The organism is Flavihumibacter fluminis (genome assembly GCF_021491375.1).
Classification (GTDB): domain Bacteria; phylum Bacteroidota; class Bacteroidia; order Chitinophagales; family Chitinophagaceae; genus Flavihumibacter; species Flavihumibacter fluminis.
In genome coordinates this window covers 116,035-135,301 of sequence record NZ_JAKEVY010000003.1, presented here as the reverse complement: position 1 = coordinate 135,301, position 19,267 = coordinate 116,035, and the positions used below count along the sequence as shown (strand labels likewise).

Sequence of the window (19,267 nt, the reverse complement as noted above, 5' to 3'; positions counted from 1 at the left end):
ACCCATGGTTAATTTAGAGAAGTGGAAACTGCCTATATTTAAGAATGAACTTTTTAGCACATGCCTATCTTTCTTTTCGCCAGCCGGAGCTGCTGTTAGGAAACCTGATCAGCGATTTCGTGAAAGGTAAAAAGAAGTTTGAATACCCTTCTGCCATACTCAGAGGGATCGAATTGCATAGAGCTATCGATACGTTTACAGATGACCATCCGGTAAATGCAATCGCCAAAAAGGTTTTTAAACCTGCTGTTGGCTTATACGCATCCGCATTTGTGGATGTTGTTTACGATCATTTCCTCGCAACTGATGAATTGGTGTTTCCAGGAAACAGCCTGCATGATTTTAGTCAGTGGGTGTACGGTGAATTGGAAGGACAAGCGGTTCATTTCCCGGATCAGTTCAGCCGTATGTTTCCTTACATGAAAGAACAGAACTGGTTGCTCAATTATAAAGAGAAATGGGGCATCGAAAGAAGCATGGAAGGACTGGTTCGCAGGGCGAAGTATCTTGATAACTTCCAGCCTGCCTTTGAAGCCTTTGAAGCGGAATATGAATTACTGCAATCCTGCTTCCAACGCTTTTTCCCCGAATTGTTGCTGCATGTGGGTGATGAATACCGGCGCCAGCTTACTCGACCGGAAATATCTTAAATCGCTCATGGGCTGCTTTCTCCAGCAGTTCGCGATCATCCGGATGAGCAATATCAATCAATGCCTTCGCCCGCTGCCGTAGATTCTTTCCATATAAATAAGCAATGCCATATTCAGTTACCACATAGTGAATATGGCCACGCGTAGTTACAACCCCGGCTCCAGTTTTAAGAAAAGGAACTATTCTTGATATTCCTTTGGCGGTACGTGCTGGCAGTGCAATAATGGGTTTTCCACCCGGACTCAAGGCTGCTCCTCTCATGAAATCCATTTGTCCGCCTATACCCGAATATTGAAAGGTTCCGATACTATCTGCGCATACCTGTCCGGTTAAATCAATTTCTACCGCACTATTGATGGCTACCATTTTGGGATTGCGTCTGATAACTGAACTCTCGTTTACATAATCAATATCCAGGAAAGCAAAAGCCGGATTATCATTCACGTAGTCGTATAAACGCTTTGTTCCCAGCGCAAACCCTACCACTGATTTATTCGGGTGGATGGCTTTGTATTTATTATTGATGATATCGTTTTCCACGAGGTCAATGATACCATCGCTGAACATTTCAGTATGCACACCCAGGTCTTTATGATTTCCCAGGCAGCGCAATACGGCATCCGGAATGGCACCTATGCCCATTTGTAAGGTGCTGCGGTCTTCAATCATTCCGGCTATATACGCTCCGATCTTGTTTTCTGCTTCACCTGATTTTTCTCCGAATCTTGCTTCATGAAGAGGTGCTTCCTGGTATACCATCGCGTGGAAACGATTCACGTGAATCAGGCCATCTCCATGGGTACGTGGTACATTTGGATTCACCTGGGCAATAACATAACGGGCAGTATTAACCGCTGAACGTGCGATGTCCACAGAAACACCCAATGAGCAATATCCATGCGCATCCGGCACGGATACATGCACAATAGCAACATCAATAGGAAGGATGCCCTGCTTGAACAGCTCCGGAATTTCGCTTAGGAATACAGGAACATAATCAGCTCGACCAGCCTGCACTGCTTCGCGGATACTGGCTGATACAAACAGTGAATTGATATGAAAATGACCCTGGTATTCCGGCTTGTCCACTACCATATCGCCGTAAACAGAAATATTGACTAATTCTACATCCTGCAGCCGGTCCTTTTGCTCCGCCAGTTTCTTCATCATGTACGAGGGGGTTTGAGCACTGCCCTGCACAAATACACGATTACCGGATTGCACAACCGAAAGGGCTTCTTCAGCAGATACATAGTGGATAGGAGGTCGCATTCGAATTTTTTTGCAAAAATATAAGACGAAAACCGGGGGATTCCTGATTCTTGTCATAAAAAACCGACTCACATTGTTGGATCGCATCCTTATTTTTGAAGCTGAAAAGGAAGAATTGCATGATTACTATTGCTCAAGTACGCAAGACAGGAATATTGTTAGGATTCATTTGCTGTATGCAGCTGCATCTCAATGCCCAATCCAAATTTCCACCAGTAGATAAATCTCCCCTGGACTTCAGTTATTATCCGGTCAATTATCCGATTCTGCGAATCCAGGAAAAGGCTAAAGAACCCCTGATGGCAAGAGTAACGTATAGTCGCCCTCAGAAAAATGGAAGAAAGGTGTTTGGAGAACTGGTGGAATACGGAAGTATCTGGCGATTGGGAGCCAATGAGGCCACAGAAATTGAATTGTACCGCGATGCAAAGATTGGTTCCGCGAGAGTGAAAAAAGGCCGCTATACGCTATATGCCATCCCAACCACAGATAAGTGGACCATCATCCTGAATAAGGATACCGATGTTTGGGGTGCTTTTTTATATGACCCGAAGAAAGATGTGGTTCGCATGGAAGTTCCTGTTCAGCACAATACCGATGCTTTGGAATGCTTCAGTATGTATTTTGACAAAACCAATGGCAATGTGAGCCTTTTCATTGGATGGGACACCGAAATGGTGCGCGTACCCATCAGCTTTTTCTGATTTTTACATCATGTGTGGAATAGCCGGCATCATAACAGCAACTTGCTCTGCAGAGCCGGACAAACAGATCCGCGAGATTCAGGCAATGACAGGTGCCCTGGCACATCGTGGTCCGGATGGTGAAGGCTTTTGGAAAGATGAAAGCAACCAGGTTTATTTTGGCCACAGACGCTTATCAATAATTGATGTTTCTCCAGCCGCTGCTCAGCCGATGCAGTATGGCAACCGGTTTACCATCATCTATAATGGAGAGATTTACAACTTTAAAGAGTTGCGGGAATCCTTGCTGGCAACCGGTTACCGCTTTGCGACAGCCTCTGATACAGAAGTGATACTGGCGGCCTACCAGGAATATGGAGTATCCTGTGTGGAACAGTTTGATGGCATGTTTGCCTTCGCCATTTGGGATGCGGAAAAGGCTGAATTGTTCCTGGCCCGCGACCGGATGGGAGAAAAGCCCTTGTTTTTTACCTGGCAGGAAAGGCGGTTTCTTTTCGCCTCTGAAATGAAAGCGCTATGGGCAGTTGGCGTACCAAAAAAACCAGACCCACACCAGGTATTACTCTATTTAGGTGCTGGTGTTACAGGTATCTCACTTCATCCGGAACAAAGCTTTTACCAGGATATTTTTCAACTACCACCGGCCCATCGGGCCCTGCTGAAAATTGGTAACGGGATATGGGGGCAACTTGAATCTGAACGGTACTGGGATCTTAACTCCACCCGACCGGTGGCACCCGACCGGTGGCACCCGACCGATGAATTTCGTGCCCTGTTGAAGGAATCCATCCGGAAACGATTAAGGTCGGATGTACCAGTAGGATCCTCCCTGAGTGGAGGAGTAGACAGCTCTTCCATAGCCTGCCTGGTGAAGGAATTGGGTGCCGAAAACTGGACCGGTTTTTCAGCCCTGTTTCCAGGATTCGAGAAAGATGAATCCGGATTGATTATGGAATTCACTAGTCAGTTAGGCATCCGCTCTGTTACCTGTACGCCAACAGTAGAAGATCTTTTAAGCAACCTGGATCGCATGCTCTATCACCAGGAAGTGCCTGTGGAATCGGCTAGTGCACTGGTACAGTTTAAGGTGATGGAATTGGCGGCCAGCGAAGGCGTGACTGTTTTATTAGATGGCCAGGGCGCAGATGAACTGCTGGGTGGATACGACTCCTATATTCATTGGTTCCTGCAGGAGCTTTGGAGAACCGGGCCCCGATCTGAGTTCAAAAAAGAACTGAAAGCCTTTACAGCACATGGCTGGACGGGAGGCTGGGGATGGAGAAATCGCTTTGCTGCCTGGTTTCCACAGGTGGCGCAGGAGCAACTGATTAAAAAACAGGCTAATGCTGTTGAACGCATACCTTATATAAATGTCAACTATCTGGAAGCAGGTTTCCGCAAGGAGCAGCTTTATAAGCCACTTGTAACATCCCTGCAGGATATTTTATACTTTGATCTGACCATGGGCCGGCTGCCTGAATTACTACGCTATGCGGATCGCAACAGCATGGCCTTTGGGAGGGAAATCCGCCTGCCTTATCTGCAACCCAACTTAATGGAATTGGCGGCAGGTCTTCCCTCCGGGCAAAAGATGCAGCATGGTTATACCAAGTGGGTGCTGCGCGATTCCATGAAAGAACAACTGCCCGCCTCCATCGCCTGGCAAAAACGAAAAATCGGCTATGAACCTCCCCAGGCAAGCTGGATGCAGGATGCGCGTATGAAGCAAAAGATCTTTGCTGCCCGGGAACTGCTGGTTGATCGGGGAATCTTCCAAAAGCGCTATCTTGACCGGCCCATTGGAGACACTGGTACCAATCAGGTTTACGATTGGAGGGTACTGGTACTCGGGACTTTATTCGCTACATAAAAAATTATTGCTCAATGAAAATTGGTACCAAATTTATTCATGCCGGCATGGAGCCGGATCCATCAACCGGTGCGATCATGACCCCGGTATACATGACCTCCACCTATGTGCAGGAGGCCCCGGGTGTGAACAAGGGATTTGAATATGCGCGATCCCAAAACCCGACCCGTAAAGCGCTGGAAGAAGCGTTGGCTACTATTGAAAATGGTCAGTATGGATTGGCTTTTTCAAGTGGCGTAGCAGCAACCGATGCAGTTTTGAAACTACTGGCTCCGGGAGATGAAGTGGTAACGGGGAATGATTTGTATGGAGGTACCTATCGCCTTTTTACCAAAGTATTTGAGCGCTTCGGGATTAAGTTCAAGTATGTGGATATGGGTTCGCTGGAGGCGGTAGAAGCAGCCATGAGTGCAGCTACCAAGCTGATTTGGCTGGAAACACCTACCAATCCTTTGATGAATATTGGTGATATCGCGGCGATTTCAAATCTCGCGAAAAGCCGGGGAGCATTGCTCTGTGTGGACAACACTTTTGCTTCTCCCTATTTACAAAACCCCTTGGATAATGGGGCGGATATCGTGATGCATTCTTCCACCAAATACCTCGGAGGACATAGTGATGTGATCCAGGGTGCCCTGGTAGTGAATGAAAAGGGATTGTACGATCAGCTGTATTTTATCCAGAAAAGTTGTGGCGCGGTTCCCGGACCGATGGATTGTTTCCTTGTGCTCCGCGGCATCAAGACCCTGCACCTTCGCATGCAGCGGCATTGTGAAAATGGAGAGAAAATTGCACATTGGTTGCGCAATCATCCTAAGGTGGGAAAAGTGTACTGGTGTGGTTTTGAAGATCATCCCGGATATGCGGTGGCGAAAAAACAGATGCGCGGGTTTGGTGGTATGATGAGTTTTGAACTGAAAGACAATTCAGTAGAGGTCGCGAAAAAAGTATTGTCATCCACCCATTTGTTTTCACTGGCGGAGAGCCTCGGTGGGGTAGAGTCGCTGATCAATCATCCGGCTTCCATGACCCATGCCTCCATCCCTCGGGAAGAGCGTATTAAAAATGGTTTATCGGATTCATTGATCCGGTTGAGCGTGGGGGTAGAAGATGCAGATGATCTGATTGAAGACCTGGCAAGAGCGATTGGGTGAAAAAAAATCTGATAGACTTTCTGAATAGAAAAGTAGAGGAATACAACCGGCCTTCGTTTATTGAGGCAGACCCGGTTTGTATTCCTCATTTATTTACTGCCCGGCCGGATATTGAAATAGCCGGTTTGTTTGCGGCAGTATTTGCCTGGGGAAATCGAACTTCCATCATCGCCAAGAGCCGGGAGCTGATGCAACGGATGGATATGCGTCCGTATGAGTTTGTACTCAACCATGGGGAAGATGATTTACGCGGATTGCTTTCTTTCAAACACAGAACCTTTACTGCCACCGACCTGCTGTATTTCGTGGAGGTTCTGAAGCAGCATTATTCCAGGCATGATTCACTGGAAGCAGCCTTTCTAACGGGCATGGGCAGTCGCGATAAGGATATGACAGGAAGCCTGAATGGGTTTTACAGTTATTTTTTTGGAGGCGTTTGGGAAAAGGTGGAAGGGGTTGAAATTCCTGCCCGCACCCGAAAACATATTGCAGCTCCTTTTCGCGGCTCCACCTGCAAGCGCCTGAATATGTACCTGCGCTGGATGGTTCGGCCGGCAGATGGAGGAGTGGATTTTGGATTGTGGAAAGGTATTTCTCCTGCTCAGCTGGTGATCCCGATTGATCTGCATGTAGCCCGGGTGGCCCGGCGATTTGGCCTGCTGCAGCGCGAGGCCCTCGACTGGCAGGCAGCCCTTGAGCTCACAGCCTGGCTGCGTCGCCTTGATCCTACTGACCCAGTCAAATACGACTACGCTCTTTTTGCTCTGGGCGTCATCGAAAAATTCTAACTTTCCTCACCGGTCGGGTGCCATCCGCCGTGGCGGAGTAAATTAAATGGAAAATTCATCAGACGATATTTCTGTAGTGCAGCAGGAGCTGGTAAAACTTACCAGGCAGGAGCTGGTTCACAAGACCGATGGATGGTCAGAACTTCGGACTGCTCTCGCCGTTTGGGTGAATGACCTTATTCAACACAATCTTACAGAGCTGATCCGGGTCTTGTACCGCGTGGATATCAGTGAAAACAAATTGAAATTCCTGCTTCGCGAAAAAGTTGGAGAGGATGCAGCATTAATTATTGCCGACCTGATCATCGAACGACAACTCCAGAAAATAAAAACCCGGCAGCAGTTTCAACAACCGCCGCCGGAGAATGAAGAAGATCGATGGTAAAAAAGATCAGGCTTTTACTGCCTTTTCTTTGAATTTCTGAATGGCTGTCCGGGTAAAGGAACTCAGCACCAGGCGGCCGCTGATGGCAGCCCGCTCCGTCAGGAGCTGGTCCCAGTGATCCGTGCCTTTCCAGAACATTTTTTTCATTTCCTGCATCGCTTCTGGTGAAGAAGCAGCAAGGGTAGTTGAGAGCCGGAGGATGGATTCATCCATACTATCCAGATTCGGATGCAGTTCAGCGAAGAGACCTTTTCTGCGGGCCCAGTCACCATTTCTCCACATCGCGGCATCAATGGCCAACTGTGAAAATGCAGAAGTTCCTATTTTTCTTTCAACTGCTGGTCCTACAACAAATGGTCCGATTCCAACTGCCAGTTCGCTCAGTTTTATTTCAGCCCCTTCCACAGCGATGGCATAATCACAGGCAGCTGCCAAACCGACTCCACCACCTACACATTTTCCATGAATCCGGCCGATGATCAGCACCGGAACCTTGCGCATGGCATTGATCACCTGGGCAAATCCATTAAAGAATGCCTGTCCTTCTTCCGGGGTGGTAATCGCCATTAATTCATCAAAAGAAGCTCCGCCACAAAACGCTTTCTCTCCTGCCGATCGCAACACAATCACACGCACTTCTTTATTATGACCTGCAGAATGAATTTCTTTTGCCAATTCATTCAATAATTTACCCGGCAGTGAATTTCCCTGGGGATGGAAGAATTCGATGGTTGCTATGCCTTTATGTATTTCGGCCTGTACGTGGCCGCCTTGAACTTCATGGATCATAGGTTTCTATTTTACTATTTTTTAAAACGCTTGCTTATTTACTTGGTTCATCCTTTTGCTTCTGTACCATTGTTAAAATGGTGGCGATCGCAACCTGCTCACCTGTCTCGTCCATCACTTCCACCAACCATTTAACGATTCCTTTTGGCAAATCGGTATCCAGTTTTTTTTCCTGGTCGATTTTTTCCTTGCAGGTGAAGCGCACCTGGATGGTTGAACCGGCATACACAGGCTTCACAAAGCGCAATTCGTCAATTCCATAATTCAGGAGTACGGGCCCTTTGGCACTGCTGTCTACAAAGAGTCCGGCTGCGGCACTCAGTATCAGGTATCCATGGGCTACCGGTTTTTCGAACAGGGTTCCTTCAAGGGAAGTATGATCGGTATGGGCGTAGAAATGATCCCAACTTAAGTTAGCAAAATTTACGATATCGGTTTCAGTGATGGTGCGTTTTCCTGTTAGCAGCTGATCTCCCACCTGCAGTTCCTCAAAGTATTTCCGGAAAGGATGGATCCGGTCTTCACGGCCACCTGCCCCTGGTTGATACACCTGCGTGATGGCGGTAATCATTTCAGGGCTACCCTGGATGGCCAGGCGCTGCATATAATGTTTGACTCCTCTGATACCGCCCATCTCTTCTCCACCTCCTGCACGACCCGGACCGCCATGCACCAATAAGGGCAGGGGTGATCCATGTCCGGTTGACTCTTTCGCGCAGGCCTGGTTCAATACCAGGATGCGGCCATGCCAGGGCCCTGCACCCAATACATAATCGCGGGCCAGGCTGGGATCACTTGTTACAATAGAACTCACCAGCGATCCTTTACCCAATCTTGATAACACAATGGCTTCATCAGCAGATTTATAAGGCATGATGGTACTAACCGGGCCGAATGCTTCCACTTCGTGTGAGGCTGACTGTTGGAAGGGTTTATCATTCACCAATAAAAGCGGACTGATAAATGCCCCTTTGGCAGGATCTGCATCAATCAGCTGCACACTGTCAAGTGAGCCATATACAAGCTGGGAACCCGCCAGCAGTTTGCTCACCTGTTCCAGCACTTCAGATTTTTGTGTTTGTCCGGCCAGCGCCCCCATCCTTACTTTTTCATTTTTCGGATTGCCGATTGTCGTTTGTTCGAGAGCGTTAGCAACTGCTTTCCAGACTGCTTCCATCTTATTCTCAGGTACAAAAACACGACGGATGGCAGTACATTTTTGTCCCGCTTTCACTGTCATTTCCTTGCGTACCTCTTTAATAAAGACATCCCAATCAGGTGATCCGGGCTCCACATCTTCACCCAGGATGATACAGTTCAGGGAATCGGCTTCCATATTAAAAGGCACTGATTCACGCAGAATAACCGGGTGCGATTTGAGTTTCAAACCGGTGGAGGCAGATCCGGTAAATGTGATCACATCCTGGCTTTGGACATGGTCCAGCAGATCGCCTGCGGAACCGCAGATTAGTTGAAGGGCACCGGGGGGCAGGATGCCGGAATCTACAATAGAGCGCACAACTGCCTCTGTCAGAAAACAGGTAACGGTGGCGGGTTTTACAATTGCAGGCATACCAGCCAGCCAGTTCACAGCTACTTTTTCGAGCATACCCCAAACCGGGAAATTGAATGCATTAATATGGATGGCCACCCCTTCTTTCGGAACCAGGAGGTGGGTACCCATAAAAGTGGAGGCCTTGCTCAGGTTATGGCTTTCACCATCCATGGTATAAGGCTGGTTGGGGAACTTTCTTCGCAGGGAAGCATAAGAAAACAGGTTGCCAATCCCGCCTTCAATATCGATCCAGCTATCTGCCCTGGTGGCGCCGGTCTGGTAAGAAATTTCATAAAAGCGGGGTAATTCTTTCTGAAGGTGCAGTGCCAGCGCGCGAAGCATGCGTCCTCTTTCGTGAAACGTCATTTTGCGTAGGGCAGGATTCCCGACCGTGCGGGCATAATCTGTCATCGCTTTGAAGTCGAGCCCTTTTGAACTGGCATGGGCTAGTGTTTCACCGGTAACAGCATTAAACAGGGCCTGGCCTTCTCCATCGCCAGTGACCCATCTACCGGTAACAAAGTTTTCCAATTTATTCATAGCAAGCATTTGAAAATGCAAAATAGTTCATAATGCAAGGATTAGGCTGGGATGAAATGCTAAAACCTTGCATATTTGCACTATTGAAAACCACAAATTATGAAAGCATCCCTCCTTTTGGCCGCCGGTATTATGTTGTTAACAGCCTGCAATAATGCAGATGAGCATGCAGGACATCGTACAGATGGCTTTTCGGATGTGGCCAAAACTCCTGAAGACAGCCTGTTCAAACTGGTAATGGAGGGACATGATGTGGGTATGGCGAAAATGGGTAAGATCAAAGAAGCCCAGAAATTAGCCCAGGCAGCGCTGGATAGTCTGAACAAAACATCCGGTGCTGGAAAAGAAAACCTGCAACAGGCACTGATGGACTTACAGGAAGACCTGAATTATGCGGAATACGGCATGAATACCTGGATGGAAGAGTTCAATGTAGACTCTGCCCGTGACAATACAGAAGTACGCCTTACCTATCTCAAAACCGAGCAGGAAAAAGTAGATAAAGTGAAGAATGCTATTTTGGAAAGTTTGCGCATTGCAGACTCCCTGTTTAAGAAGTAGTCTTGAAGGTTCCGAAATGCCATAATATACCTGACGGGTCGTGGAGAAAACATTCATCTCCCCAGTGGTTGTAGCGGATGGGTACCAGGCGAACTTCCGGATATTTGGAGGGCAGGTTTAGCTGGCTGAGTTCCTGGTAGAAGGATTCCACATCTGCTACTTCCATAAAAACCATGGTGTTGTCTATCCAGTCTTTCACGTAGGCATTCTGCAGGTAAAAAGACAGGTTGCCCAGTTTATACACGCAGAGATTTTTTTCCAGCACCATTTCTTCAAAACCAAGATCCCGGTAAAATTCACGGGAACGTTCAAAGTTTTTGGCGCCAATAAAGGGGCGAATGCTAAGGACTTTGTCTGTCATATTTTGACTATTGAAGTGGATTTTTAAGTAAAATGATTGCTGCTGAAACAATCCAGCTCACAATACCGATTACATATACAGTAAAACCTGTTACGCTGATAAAATTAAGCTGAAATAAAGCAGCTGCCACAGATATTCCAACTAAAGTAATACCCCAAATCCCCAGCCAGTTAGAGAATTTCCCAGCACGGAGCATACCAAATGACCAGATCAGCATGGCAATAGAATAACCTGTAATGAAAACATAATCAAGTGCGGCGTTGATGGTAATTCCATAATTGATAATGAGTTTTACCGTCTCTAGGTTTTCTTCGGCTATTCCTGACTGTTGCATAACATACATAGGGAGAACAAGCCCGTTTAATAAAGCAGCCAGTAGTACTGCCACAAGGGCAAATCCTGCAAAACTTAATCCTAGAAAGGAAATTCTACTCTGCGTCATAATTGCGCTCGCCAGTCCGTAAAATCCATATGCTGTAAACACGGTGCTTAGTATGCCTAGTGAGTGTGAGATAATAGCGACCCGGGAAATTTGCAAAATGTGCTCTATATCTCCACCGGAAGGATGCAGGAGCATCGTAAGCACCATCAATAAAGAGCCAATCAGCAATGAATAACCTGATAATTTTCTGAAAGCAGGAGCCATGATGTATGATTTGAAACCAAAACTACCGGGTTGACTTCAGGCAGTCACTTGATTCAAATCAAGAACCTTCAGGCTTTGGATAATTTTTCACGAACCCGACTCAAGGTCTCGGGTGTCATCTTCAGATAAGAGGCGATTACTTTTAATGGGAATGCCTGTAATAAGGCAGGCCGATGCTCCAGTATAAACTGGTATTTTTCAGCCGGACTCAACTGATCATCAAAAAGTTTTATTCGGGATGGTGTTGGATCGAGTAAGCGTGCCAGTTGAAAGAAAACCGGCGACAGCCTGATCAGCTCATGCAAGGCAGCAATGGTTAATTCATGCACCCTGCTATCTGTATACGCCTGGATAAAGGTTTCAGAAGGTTGTTGCCTTACAAAACTTTGCTGGTTGAGCATCCATTCCTGTTCCACGTGCAGGTCAATTACCTGCTGATCGATTTCATCCTTCTCTTTAAACTGAATGAAAGAGCCTGAGCCGATAAAATACAGCGACTGGCAGATTTGTCCAGGTTTCAGCAAACTGGCTCCCTTTGTAATTTCTTTTGACAATAAAACGGATTGCAGCAGGTCCATTTCTGAGTGACTGAAATTTCCAAATCCGCCTGGTAAAATAGCTGACATATTCCCGAAGGTAAGTGCAAATGGAGATTAAAATATGATATATAATTATAATACTCATGGTTTTTGGTTACCTTATGAGTATTATGAAACAAAGCCTGCTGCTGCTGTGCTTTACAGTTACTGTAATGACAGCAAAAACTCAATCGGTATCAGATAGTATTGCCAATCTGGTGAAGTATTATAATGATAACGGGATGTTCAGCGGGGCAGTGCTGGTGGCGAATGGAAATACTATTGTGTATAAGGGTGCAGTCGGGATGGCCAATCAGGAATGGCAGCTACCCAACACTACACAAACCAGGTTTCGATTAGGGTCGGTGACCAAACAATTCACGGCAACCCTGATTCTTCAATTGGTACAGGAGGGCAAACTGAATCTCAATGGAAAAATCACCGATTATCTTACCAATTACAGAAAAGAAACAGGCAGCCAAGGTAAGCATCCATCATTTGTTAACCCATAGTTCCGGTATTCCCAATTATACCGATAATGAATCTTTTTTTCCCAACGCTGTCAAGCCCTATAGTGTAGCAGATTTTGTTCGTATCTATTGCAGTGGTGACCTGGAATTTAAGCCAGGGGCTCAATTTTCCTATAGCAATTCAGGATATTTTATTCTGGGAGCCATTCTTGAAAAAATGACTGGAAAAACCTATGAGCAAATATTGAAGGAAAGAATTCTGGAGCCGCTTGGCATGAAGCAAACGGGGTATGATATGCATGAATATATTATACCGGGAAGGGCTGCCGGTTATGAAAGAAAATTATCCGGTTATCAACATGCGACTTACCTGAATATGGGCCTGCCGTATTCAGCAGGTTCTATGTATTCAAGCGTTGAGGATCTGATGATCTGGAACCAGGCATTGTATGGGAACAGGCTATTGGCTGACTCCCTGAAGAGAAAAATGTTTGATGGCTACCTGGAAATGGATAAAAATATGAGGGCAGGCTATGGCTGGTTTAATGAAAAAATTCCAACACCGGATAGTACCAGGATGATTAGCATGATCTGGCACAGTGGTGGAATAAACGGGTTCAGATCTGAGTTAGCCAGGTTTCCGGAAGAGAAAATCTTTATTGTAGTACTGGACAATGCTTCCAATAATACTGCATTGTTGTTTAGGGATATAATCGCCACCGTATTTAAATTACCCATGCAGCCAAAAAAGCCAACGCTGGCCCATGCCATTCGCAAAAAGATAGAGAGCAGCTCTATTGCTGAAGCGGCTGATTATTTTGCGACAATTCCTGAAGTGGAAAAGAAACAATATACGCTGGCAGGTACAGAAAGAGCTATCAATAGATGGGGTTATGAGTGTATGAATGAGCAAACCGATTTACCAGGTGCATTGAAACTATTTGAGTTGAATACGAAATTATTTCCCAACTCTTCGAATGTATATGACAGTTATGGAGAAGCATTGGCGAACGCTGGAAAATATGATCAGGCGGTAGCGAATTATCAGAAATCTGTGCAATTGGATTCCAGTCGCTACAGACGAACCTCGGTTAGAATTGCTGCTTTTTCGAACCGACCAGATACGATCCGTGTATTGGTTGATGGGCACGAGATGGTCTTGTATAAATCTGGTAACACAGGTCCGGTTATTGTGTTGGAAGCCGGAGGTAACAGTGACCATACCAGTTGGAGTATGATTGTTCCGGAGCTGGCAAAAAAAGCTATTGTAATTACGTATGACCGTCCGGGTTATAGGCAGTCAGTTCCCTGTTCACAGCCAAGAACTGCTGACCGGGTGGCAGGAGAATTATATGGTGCACTTAAAAAGGCAGGAATAAAGGGACCTTATATAATTGGAGGCTGGAGTTGGGGAGGTGCTTTTGCCAGGACATTTGCAGGGAAGTATCCAACCGAAACAAAAGGATTATTATTGGTAGATCCTGCAACTAAAGAAAGTTATGACCGGATGGCAAAAGAATATCCGGATATCTACACCGGAATTTTTACCACCCGATTTGCCAACAACCAGGCAGCGGAGGATGAGTTCGATGCGATGTCGCCCACCATGATGCAGGCTTCCATTTCAGATCAGCAGTATAAAGGAAAGATAGAAGTGCTGGCTGCCGGAAGTTTTAAAGAATGGTCTGAGGCCGAAGTGCCATTAAAGAAAATCTGGATCAATGAACTTCGCAGCTGGTCTGGAAAAAATAAAAACAGTCGCTTTGAGCTGGTGGAAAGCGGTCATTTCATACAGAATGAAAAACCGCAGACCGTGATCGCTGCGTTGAACCGACTGATGGAAGCACGATGAAAACCAAATGGGCTAGATTATTCTTTTAACTACAGGGATCTTTCGCAACAGGTGGGAGACAAGTAATGAACTGCCAATCCCGGCAACCGTAACTAGAATAAACTTCAAATTCGGGTTCCAGTTAAGATCAAGCACCTGCATTTGCAGCGCAATTACAAGTAGCAAGTGAACAAGGTAAATTCCATAAGAATTGTCGGAAAGGCTCCTCATCAATGAATTGCTTTGATTGAAGATTTGCCGAAAGCCCACTAGCAGACTGATGCTGATACTGAAGCAGAGCAGAGTTTCCAGCAACGACTCTGAAATCCATTGGCTGAAAGCTGACCCAATCCAGTAGTTGCTGGTACTGTACCCGATAACAGTGAATACGATAAAGGGCAAAGCGTGCTTCCAATTCAATTCTTTCAACCAGTTCGCATGATGAAAATAAGTGCCCCCGAGGAAGAGTAATAAATACTGGGGCAGGTGTGCCGGTTCAATTGGAATGATCCAGGTGCGCCAGGCATCAATCGGGTACCAGGTCCGGATCAGGGCGCCGAATAGTATAATGATTGCTGCAAATACCAGTAAGTACCAGACTTTCAACGGCTGATTGCCCGAGGCCCATTTAATAAACAGCTTATGGCAGCATACCAGGTAGAGAATAGAATAGGCAAGCAGTGATGCAACAAACCATAAATGTCCCGTTGCAATAGGAGGCTTGTTGAAATAGGTGTCCAGGAAAAAACTCACCAGGTTGCCGGGTTTATCTGCGCCCAGGTAATTGAAAGGAAGAAATACCAGGAATGTAAAAAACAACAAGGGTATGCCCAGTCTTTTTAATCGATCCTTTAGAAAGACAGTCGCGGATTTATTCCGGATACTAAATACCATAAAGTATCCTGAAATAAAAAAATACAAACCCATCATATAGGAAGCATTGACGAAGAAGAATTTCCCAAGCCATTGTGCTTTAAAAGGGTCATCCACCACCCATATACCACCTGTTGGTCCGTATGCCTGGGCTGCATGGTGGGCAACTACCAGGCAGGTCAGAAATACTTTGATATTGTCAATGTACGCGATGCGGTTGGGCTTCATGTGGGGCGCTCTATGATTCTACTCTGTTCTTTAGTGCTTCATTGAATTTAACAAAATTCTGTTTTGTGTCTGCGCCAATTTTTTTAAGAAGAATGCCACTAAGTATCCCGCTGAATTTTTCTGAATGGATGAGCTTCACCTGGCCGTTACCAACATCTTCCAATTCAAAGTAATGATGCCCGTCGAATATTCCTTTCACCAGTACGGAGCCTAGCCAGGCGAAATACTTACCAGGCTCTGCTGCTGTTACGACTGGTTTGAATTGAAATTGTTTGTCGCCATTTTGCAGTGTATTTTTCAGGCGGGTGCCTTTAATGGGCTTGCCTTCAATCCTGACAATAAATGGATTCCATTGAGGGTACTGCTCAAAGTCGGTTAATACTTTCCAGATCTTTTCCCTGCTGGCATTGATAATGATTTCGGTTTTGATTTCTTTGTTCATGTTGTTTGATTTGCTGAAGCAAAGCTATCACCAACCCAACCGGGTTTTCATTAACTTTTGTAAAGAAAATTTCAGGAGCCTTGTAAGCGCTTCCGGATGCGGCTAAGGGAAACCGGGGTAATTCCCAGGAAGGATGCGATCATATGATGCGGCACGCGAAGCAGAAGATCCCCATTGATAGCTTCAAATTTTTTCCAGCGTTCTTCCGGACTGTCAAGTATATAAGAAGATAAAATTTGTTGAGCATTGATAAATCGCTGTTCTGCAATCTTCCTTGCCAGTGTTTCCATGCGGGGTACTTTCTTGTAGAGTGTATTGAGATCGTCATAGGTGATCACCAGCAATTCTGAATCTTCCAGTGTGTCTAATCCCTGTATACTGGGAGCCTGCCGTAGAAAACTATCGTACGAACTGGCAAAGAGGTGCTCACGAAAAATGAAAGCGGTGATATCTTCCGTGTCTTTGGAATAATACAAGCGAAGCAAGCCCTTGTTAATAAAATAAAGTTCACGGGCTATTTTTCCATTTTGGATGAGCGTGAATTTTTTAGGTACCTGCCTGACACTAAAATAACTTTCAATTATTTGCTGCTCTTCCCTTGTGAAAGACACCAGTTGTGCGCTATACTTAAATAAAGCAGAAAACATACTGATTATTTTTCTACAGCGTATTCTTTCAATTGATCGAGTTCATTTTTTATAAGAGCTTCCCATTTTTCCTGTGCTGCCAGATCTGTACCTGCTTTGGTTTCCAGGTCGTATTCCAACCTGCGTTTCGAATAGGCATTGGTGTAGGTTTCATTGAGCTCATCCACAAAAGAGAGCCGCTTGATTTTGGGTTTGTTATCGTACAAGGCTTTTCTGAATTGACGTACATATACTTCACAGAGATCGAAGGAAGCCTGCTGATATCTTAGCGCCTGCAGCACATCCTGGGTGGTATCAATCCAGGACCCCGACCGGATGAATTCATTCAGCACGCGTTTATTCAGATTGGAAGAGAGCAATTCTTTCCCGCCTGCTTTATAAGTGATGGAGAATTCCGCATGAGAAGAAGGTTCGTTTGGCGCGGCAGTTTTTATACTGAAATCTGATAATTGTAATTTTTGATTGGCGGTCCAGGACAACTTATCTGCTTTTGATTCCTGGGCAAAGAGGTTTAAAGAAAAAAGAAATAGACCAAGTGCGATAAACATTCTGGATAACATAGATTGAAGGTACGCCAGTTTGCCTGTTTGTTTTACTTTTAACCAAAGAGAATGCCATATGGTAAAGCAAATTTTAACAGGATTGGCAATCCTGGTTGCGGGTTTTGCAGTTGCGCAACAAAAGCGTCCGAATATTTTGATTATCATTTCAGATGATCATGCTTTTCAAACCATCAGTGCCTATGGCAGTAAGCTAACTCAAACACCTGCCATCGATCGTATCGCAAAAGAGGGCATGCTTTTCAATAGGGCTTATGTTACCAATTCTATATGTGGGCCGAGTCGCGCTGTTTTATTAACCGGCCGATACAGTCATAAAAATGGATTCAAGGACAATGTCAGCGGGCGGTTCGACAGTTCACAACATACCTTTATTAAAGACCTGACAAGATCGGGGTACCAGACTGCCTGGATTGGTAAATGGCATTTGGAAAGTGCACCGCAGGGATTCAGTTACTGGAAGGTATTACCCGGACAGGGATCCTATTTCAACCCTGATTTTATTAAAATGGATAACAGCCGGGAAAGAATTAACGGGTATGCCACCACGATCATTGAAGACATTGCCGAAAACTGGCTGGATGGCAGAGATACCAGCAAGCCTTTCTGCCTGGTGATCGGTCATAAAGCAACGCATCGCACCTGGATGCCGGATATTCAGGACATAGGGCGATTTGATACAGTTAACTTTCCACTGCCCTCCAATTTTTATGATCAATACCAGGGTCGGAGAGCAGCAGCGGTTCAGGATATGACGGTGGACAAGACCATGATCATGGGTTATGATCTGAAAATGTTTCCATCAAAAGAGGCGGCAGACAAAGAAGGCAGCATTCGCAGAATGACTCCTGAACAAAGAGCTGCATTTGATGCCTATTATGGTGCAATCAAACAAGATCTTGATAGGCGTGGATTAACTGGAAAAGAACTCGTGGAATGGAAGTATCAACGATATATGCGGGATTACCTGGCAACTGCGGCTTCCTTAGATAGAAATATAGGCAGGGCGCTGGATTACCTGGACCGTCACAAGCTTACAGAAAATACCCTGGTGGTTTATTTATCAGACCAGGGATTTTATATGGGAGAGCATGGCTGGTTCGATAAGCGTTTCATGTATGAAGAATCCTTCCGTACACCAATGGTCATGCGCTTTCCAAAGATGATACAGCCAGGCAGAGTGGATAGCAGCCTGGTAATGAACCTGGATCTCGCACCTACCATGCTGGAACTGGCCGGGGTAAAGTCAACAGAAAAACTACAGGGACAATCACTGCTTCCCTTACTTAAAGAGTCAAATTATAAGGGACGTAAAAATCTCTATTACCATTATTATGAAAATGGGGAGCATGCCGTATCGCCGCATTTTGGAATAAGTAATGGAAGATATAAGCTGATCCGGTTTTACAAGCGGGTAGAAGGCTGGGAGTTGTATGACATGCAAACTGACAGTTCTGAAATGAACAACTTGTATGGTAAGGCAGGTTATGAAAAAATCTCCCGCAAACTCAAGAAGGAGTTGTCGGGAATGATCAGGCGGTATGAGGACCAGGAAGCCCTCCAAATAATCGAACAACCGGTTTTCCCAGCTGCTTTTTAGGGAAATAGTAGGATCCCATTGAACTAGTCCACCTCTTTTGGGGTGGATTTTTCTTTGACTCAAACAGCAAAATGGTCATTCAGGCGCTTGAACTGGTCATTCAGTCAATAGCCTTGCCATCAACCAATGCCTTAGCAACAATTTTACATCGTCAAACAATAACCATCAAATCAAAATCACGACGTAAAATGAAAAAGTTACTGGTACTGCTGGCCTTTACAGCACTGTCAATCGGGGCAATGGCCCAATCCAATCAAAGATCTATTCGGGCATATGGAGCCGGTATAGCGGAACTAACCACTATTAATGGAAAACCATCCCTGAATCTGGGTGGATACGGCGGAGTACTGATCAACCACAAATTCCTGATCGGGGCAGCCGGTAATAATGCATTCTTCCGGCATAAAGTAAATGGCAAAGAGGAGAAAATGCAGTTTAACTATTATGGTCTTTATTCAGAATATCGTTTCATGCCTGAAAAGCCGGTTCATTTTTCAGTTGGTCTTACAGGAGCTATGGGCTGGGCTGAAAATGATATCAAAAATGATTCGAAAACTGCCAGAAGAGATGGCGATTATACCTGGGTAGTACAACCTAAACTTGGTGTAAACATTAAGATCACCCGTTTTATGCAGGTACAGGCGTATGCAAATTATCGGTTTACCGGAAATACTAACAGCGCCTATTACGAGAAGAGTAATTTCAATGGGGTTGGTACAGGTGTAGGCCTGGTATTCGGTTCTTTCTAATAAGACAGTTTCA

The 19,267-nt window shown here is 45.5% G+C and carries 20 protein-coding genes and 1 pseudogene; 11 read left to right on the top strand and 10 right to left on the bottom strand.

Features of this window, described 5'->3' with window-relative positions; genetic code table 11:
• Positions 1-44: 44 nt before the first annotated feature.
• Positions 45-650: an acyl carrier protein phosphodiesterase gene (locus L0U88_RS11785; RefSeq protein WP_234866264.1), complete on the top strand. Its 606-nt coding sequence runs from the start codon at positions 45-47 to the stop codon at positions 648-650.
• Here L0U88_RS11785 and L0U88_RS11780 read toward each other — a convergent pair.
• Positions 628-1,923: an acetyl-CoA hydrolase/transferase family protein gene (locus tag L0U88_RS11780; RefSeq protein WP_234866263.1), complete on the bottom strand. Its 1,296-nt coding sequence runs from the start codon at positions 1,921-1,923 to the stop codon at positions 628-630. The two genes, L0U88_RS11785 and L0U88_RS11780, sit on opposite strands and share 23 nt — an antisense overlap.
• 176 nt (positions 1,924-2,099) lie before the next feature.
• On the opposite strand from L0U88_RS11780, the gene L0U88_RS11775 reads away from it, so the two are divergent.
• The 5 genes from L0U88_RS11775 to L0U88_RS11755 are packed head-to-tail and all read left to right on the top strand — an operon-like array spanning position 2,100 to position 6,824.
• Positions 2,100-2,627 (top strand): DUF2911 domain-containing protein, encoded by a 528-nt coding sequence (locus tag L0U88_RS11775; RefSeq protein ID WP_234866262.1) that lies wholly within the window; start codon positions 2,100-2,102, stop codon positions 2,625-2,627.
• 10 nt (positions 2,628-2,637) lie between these two features.
• Entirely contained in the window at positions 2,638-4,497 is a 1,860-nt protein-coding gene (gene asnB / locus L0U88_RS11770) for an asparagine synthase (glutamine-hydrolyzing) (protein ID WP_234866261.1), read from the top strand.
• Positions 4,498-4,511: 14 nt separating this feature from the next.
• The gene (locus tag L0U88_RS11765; RefSeq protein ID WP_234866260.1) at positions 4,512-5,651 is read left to right on the top strand and encodes a cystathionine gamma-synthase; all 1,140 of its coding nucleotides are present in this window, start codon (positions 4,512-4,514) and stop codon (positions 5,649-5,651) included.
• Positions 5,648-6,439 carry a TIGR02757 family protein gene (locus L0U88_RS11760; protein WP_234866259.1) on the top strand — a complete coding sequence of 264 codons (792 nt, stop codon included), beginning with the start codon at positions 5,648-5,650 and terminating at the stop codon, positions 6,437-6,439. Before L0U88_RS11765 ends, L0U88_RS11760 begins: the two co-directional genes overlap by 4 nt.
• 46 nt (positions 6,440-6,485) lie before the next feature.
• A complete protein-coding gene (locus L0U88_RS11755; RefSeq protein WP_234866258.1) occupies positions 6,486-6,824 on the top strand; it encodes a hypothetical protein in 339 nt (112 codons plus the stop codon).
• 6 nt (positions 6,825-6,830) lie between these two features.
• Here L0U88_RS11755 and L0U88_RS11750 read toward each other — a convergent pair whose 3' ends face one another.
• Positions 6,831-7,613: an enoyl-CoA hydratase/isomerase family protein gene (locus L0U88_RS11750; RefSeq protein ID WP_234866257.1), complete on the bottom strand. Its 783-nt coding sequence runs from the start codon at positions 7,611-7,613 to the stop codon at positions 6,831-6,833.
• 34 nt (positions 7,614-7,647) lie between these two features.
• Positions 7,648-9,708 (bottom strand): phenylacetic acid degradation bifunctional protein PaaZ, encoded by a 2,061-nt coding sequence (gene paaZ / locus L0U88_RS11745; protein WP_234866256.1) that lies wholly within the window; start codon positions 9,706-9,708, stop codon positions 7,648-7,650.
• A 99-nt stretch (positions 9,709-9,807) separates the two neighbouring features.
• On the opposite strand from paaZ, the gene L0U88_RS11740 reads away from it, so the two are divergent.
• On the top strand, positions 9,808-10,269 hold the full coding sequence (locus L0U88_RS11740; protein WP_234866255.1) for a hypothetical protein: 462 nt from the start codon (positions 9,808-9,810) through the stop codon (positions 10,267-10,269).
• Here L0U88_RS11740 and L0U88_RS11735 read toward each other — a convergent pair.
• From L0U88_RS11735 to L0U88_RS11725, 3 genes are all read right to left on the bottom strand, one after another.
• Complete coding sequence (locus tag L0U88_RS11735) at positions 10,259-10,630, bottom strand: VOC family protein (protein ID WP_234866254.1); 372 nt, start codon at positions 10,628-10,630, stop codon at positions 10,259-10,261. The genes L0U88_RS11740 and L0U88_RS11735 overlap by 11 nt on opposite strands.
• 7 nt (positions 10,631-10,637) lie before the next feature.
• Complete coding sequence (locus L0U88_RS11730) at positions 10,638-11,276, bottom strand: hypothetical protein (protein ID WP_234866253.1); 639 nt, start codon at positions 11,274-11,276, stop codon at positions 10,638-10,640.
• A gap of 68 nt (positions 11,277-11,344) precedes the next feature.
• Positions 11,345-11,902: a Crp/Fnr family transcriptional regulator gene (locus L0U88_RS11725; protein WP_234866252.1), complete on the bottom strand. Its 558-nt coding sequence runs from the start codon at positions 11,900-11,902 to the stop codon at positions 11,345-11,347.
• A gap of 56 nt (positions 11,903-11,958) precedes the next feature.
• On the opposite strand from L0U88_RS11725, the pseudogene L0U88_RS21075 reads away from it, so the two are divergent.
• Together L0U88_RS21075 and L0U88_RS21070 are read left to right on the top strand one after the other, a co-directional pair.
• A pseudogene (locus L0U88_RS21075) lies at positions 11,959-12,952 on the top strand (serine hydrolase domain-containing protein); the annotation flags it as partial.
• A gap of 108 nt (positions 12,953-13,060) precedes the next feature.
• Positions 13,061-14,176, top strand: a complete 1,116-nt coding sequence (locus tag L0U88_RS21070; RefSeq protein WP_353620664.1) for an alpha/beta fold hydrolase — start codon at positions 13,061-13,063, stop codon at positions 14,174-14,176.
• Between the two features lie 12 nt (positions 14,177-14,188).
• Here L0U88_RS21070 and L0U88_RS11710 read toward each other — a convergent pair whose 3' ends face one another.
• The 4 genes from L0U88_RS11710 to L0U88_RS11695 form a co-directional block, all read right to left on the bottom strand.
• A complete protein-coding gene (locus L0U88_RS11710; protein ID WP_234866249.1) occupies positions 14,189-15,256 on the bottom strand; it encodes an acyltransferase in 1,068 nt (355 codons plus the stop codon).
• Between the two features lie 10 nt (positions 15,257-15,266).
• Entirely contained in the window at positions 15,267-15,698 is a 432-nt protein-coding gene (locus L0U88_RS11705; protein ID WP_234866248.1) for an SRPBCC domain-containing protein, read from the bottom strand.
• Positions 15,699-15,769: 71 nt separating this feature from the next.
• Entirely contained in the window at positions 15,770-16,345 is a 576-nt protein-coding gene (locus L0U88_RS11700; protein WP_234866247.1) for a Crp/Fnr family transcriptional regulator, read from the bottom strand.
• Positions 16,346-16,350: 5 nt separating this feature from the next.
• Entirely contained in the window at positions 16,351-16,905 is a 555-nt protein-coding gene (locus L0U88_RS11695; RefSeq protein WP_234866246.1) for a hypothetical protein, read from the bottom strand.
• A 58-nt stretch (positions 16,906-16,963) separates the two neighbouring features.
• On the opposite strand from L0U88_RS11695, the gene L0U88_RS11690 reads away from it, so the two are divergent.
• Together L0U88_RS11690 and L0U88_RS11685 are read left to right on the top strand one after the other, a co-directional pair.
• Positions 16,964-18,505, top strand: a complete 1,542-nt coding sequence (locus tag L0U88_RS11690; RefSeq protein ID WP_234866245.1) for a sulfatase family protein — start codon at positions 16,964-16,966, stop codon at positions 18,503-18,505.
• 188 nt (positions 18,506-18,693) lie between these two features.
• The gene (locus L0U88_RS11685) at positions 18,694-19,254 is read left to right on the top strand and encodes a putative outer membrane beta-barrel protein (protein ID WP_234866244.1); all 561 of its coding nucleotides are present in this window, start codon (positions 18,694-18,696) and stop codon (positions 19,252-19,254) included.
• Positions 19,255-19,267 lie beyond the last annotated feature (13 nt).

Bases quoted from the DNA above. Each gene is read 5' to 3' on its own strand.
- L0U88_RS11730 (WP_234866253.1), bottom strand. From the start codon at position 11,276: ATGGCTCCTGCTTTCAGAAAATTATCAGGTTATTCATTGCTGATTGGC.
- L0U88_RS11775 (WP_234866262.1), top strand. From the start codon at position 2,100: ATGCAGCTGCATCTCAATGCCCAATCCAAATTTCCACCAGTAGATAAA.
- L0U88_RS11780 (WP_234866263.1), bottom strand. From the start codon at position 1,923: ATGCGACCTCCTATCCACTATGTATCTGCTGAAGAAGCCCTTTCGGTT.
- paaZ (WP_234866256.1), bottom strand. From the start codon at position 9,708: ATGAATAAATTGGAAAACTTTGTTACCGGTAGATGGGTCACTGGCGAT.
- L0U88_RS11705 (WP_234866248.1), bottom strand. From the start codon at position 15,698: ATGAACAAAGAAATCAAAACCGAAATCATTATCAATGCCAGCAGGGAA.
- L0U88_RS11735 (WP_234866254.1), bottom strand. From the start codon at position 10,630: ATGACAGACAAAGTCCTTAGCATTCGCCCCTTTATTGGCGCCAAAAAC.
- L0U88_RS11695 (WP_234866246.1), bottom strand. From the start codon at position 16,905: ATGTTATCCAGAATGTTTATCGCACTTGGTCTATTTCTTTTTTCTTTA.
- L0U88_RS11685 (WP_234866244.1), top strand. From the start codon at position 18,694: ATGAAAAAGTTACTGGTACTGCTGGCCTTTACAGCACTGTCAATCGGG.
- L0U88_RS11765 (WP_234866260.1), top strand. From the start codon at position 4,512: ATGAAAATTGGTACCAAATTTATTCATGCCGGCATGGAGCCGGATCCA.
- L0U88_RS11700 (WP_234866247.1), bottom strand. From the start codon at position 16,345: ATGTTTTCTGCTTTATTTAAGTATAGCGCACAACTGGTGTCTTTCACA.
- L0U88_RS11785 (WP_234866264.1), top strand. From the start codon at position 45: ATGAACTTTTTAGCACATGCCTATCTTTCTTTTCGCCAGCCGGAGCTG.
- L0U88_RS11755 (WP_234866258.1), top strand. From the start codon at position 6,486: ATGGAAAATTCATCAGACGATATTTCTGTAGTGCAGCAGGAGCTGGTA.
- L0U88_RS11725 (WP_234866252.1), bottom strand. From the start codon at position 11,902: ATGTCAGCTATTTTACCAGGCGGATTTGGAAATTTCAGTCACTCAGAA.
- L0U88_RS21070 (WP_353620664.1), top strand. From the start codon at position 13,061: ATGCAGCCAAAAAAGCCAACGCTGGCCCATGCCATTCGCAAAAAGATA.
- L0U88_RS11710 (WP_234866249.1), bottom strand. From the start codon at position 15,256: ATGAAGCCCAACCGCATCGCGTACATTGACAATATCAAAGTATTTCTG.
- L0U88_RS11690 (WP_234866245.1), top strand. From the start codon at position 16,964: ATGGTAAAGCAAATTTTAACAGGATTGGCAATCCTGGTTGCGGGTTTT.
- L0U88_RS11740 (WP_234866255.1), top strand. From the start codon at position 9,808: ATGAAAGCATCCCTCCTTTTGGCCGCCGGTATTATGTTGTTAACAGCC.
- asnB (WP_234866261.1), top strand. From the start codon at position 2,638: ATGTGTGGAATAGCCGGCATCATAACAGCAACTTGCTCTGCAGAGCCG.
- L0U88_RS11750 (WP_234866257.1), bottom strand. From the start codon at position 7,613: ATGATCCATGAAGTTCAAGGCGGCCACGTACAGGCCGAAATACATAAA.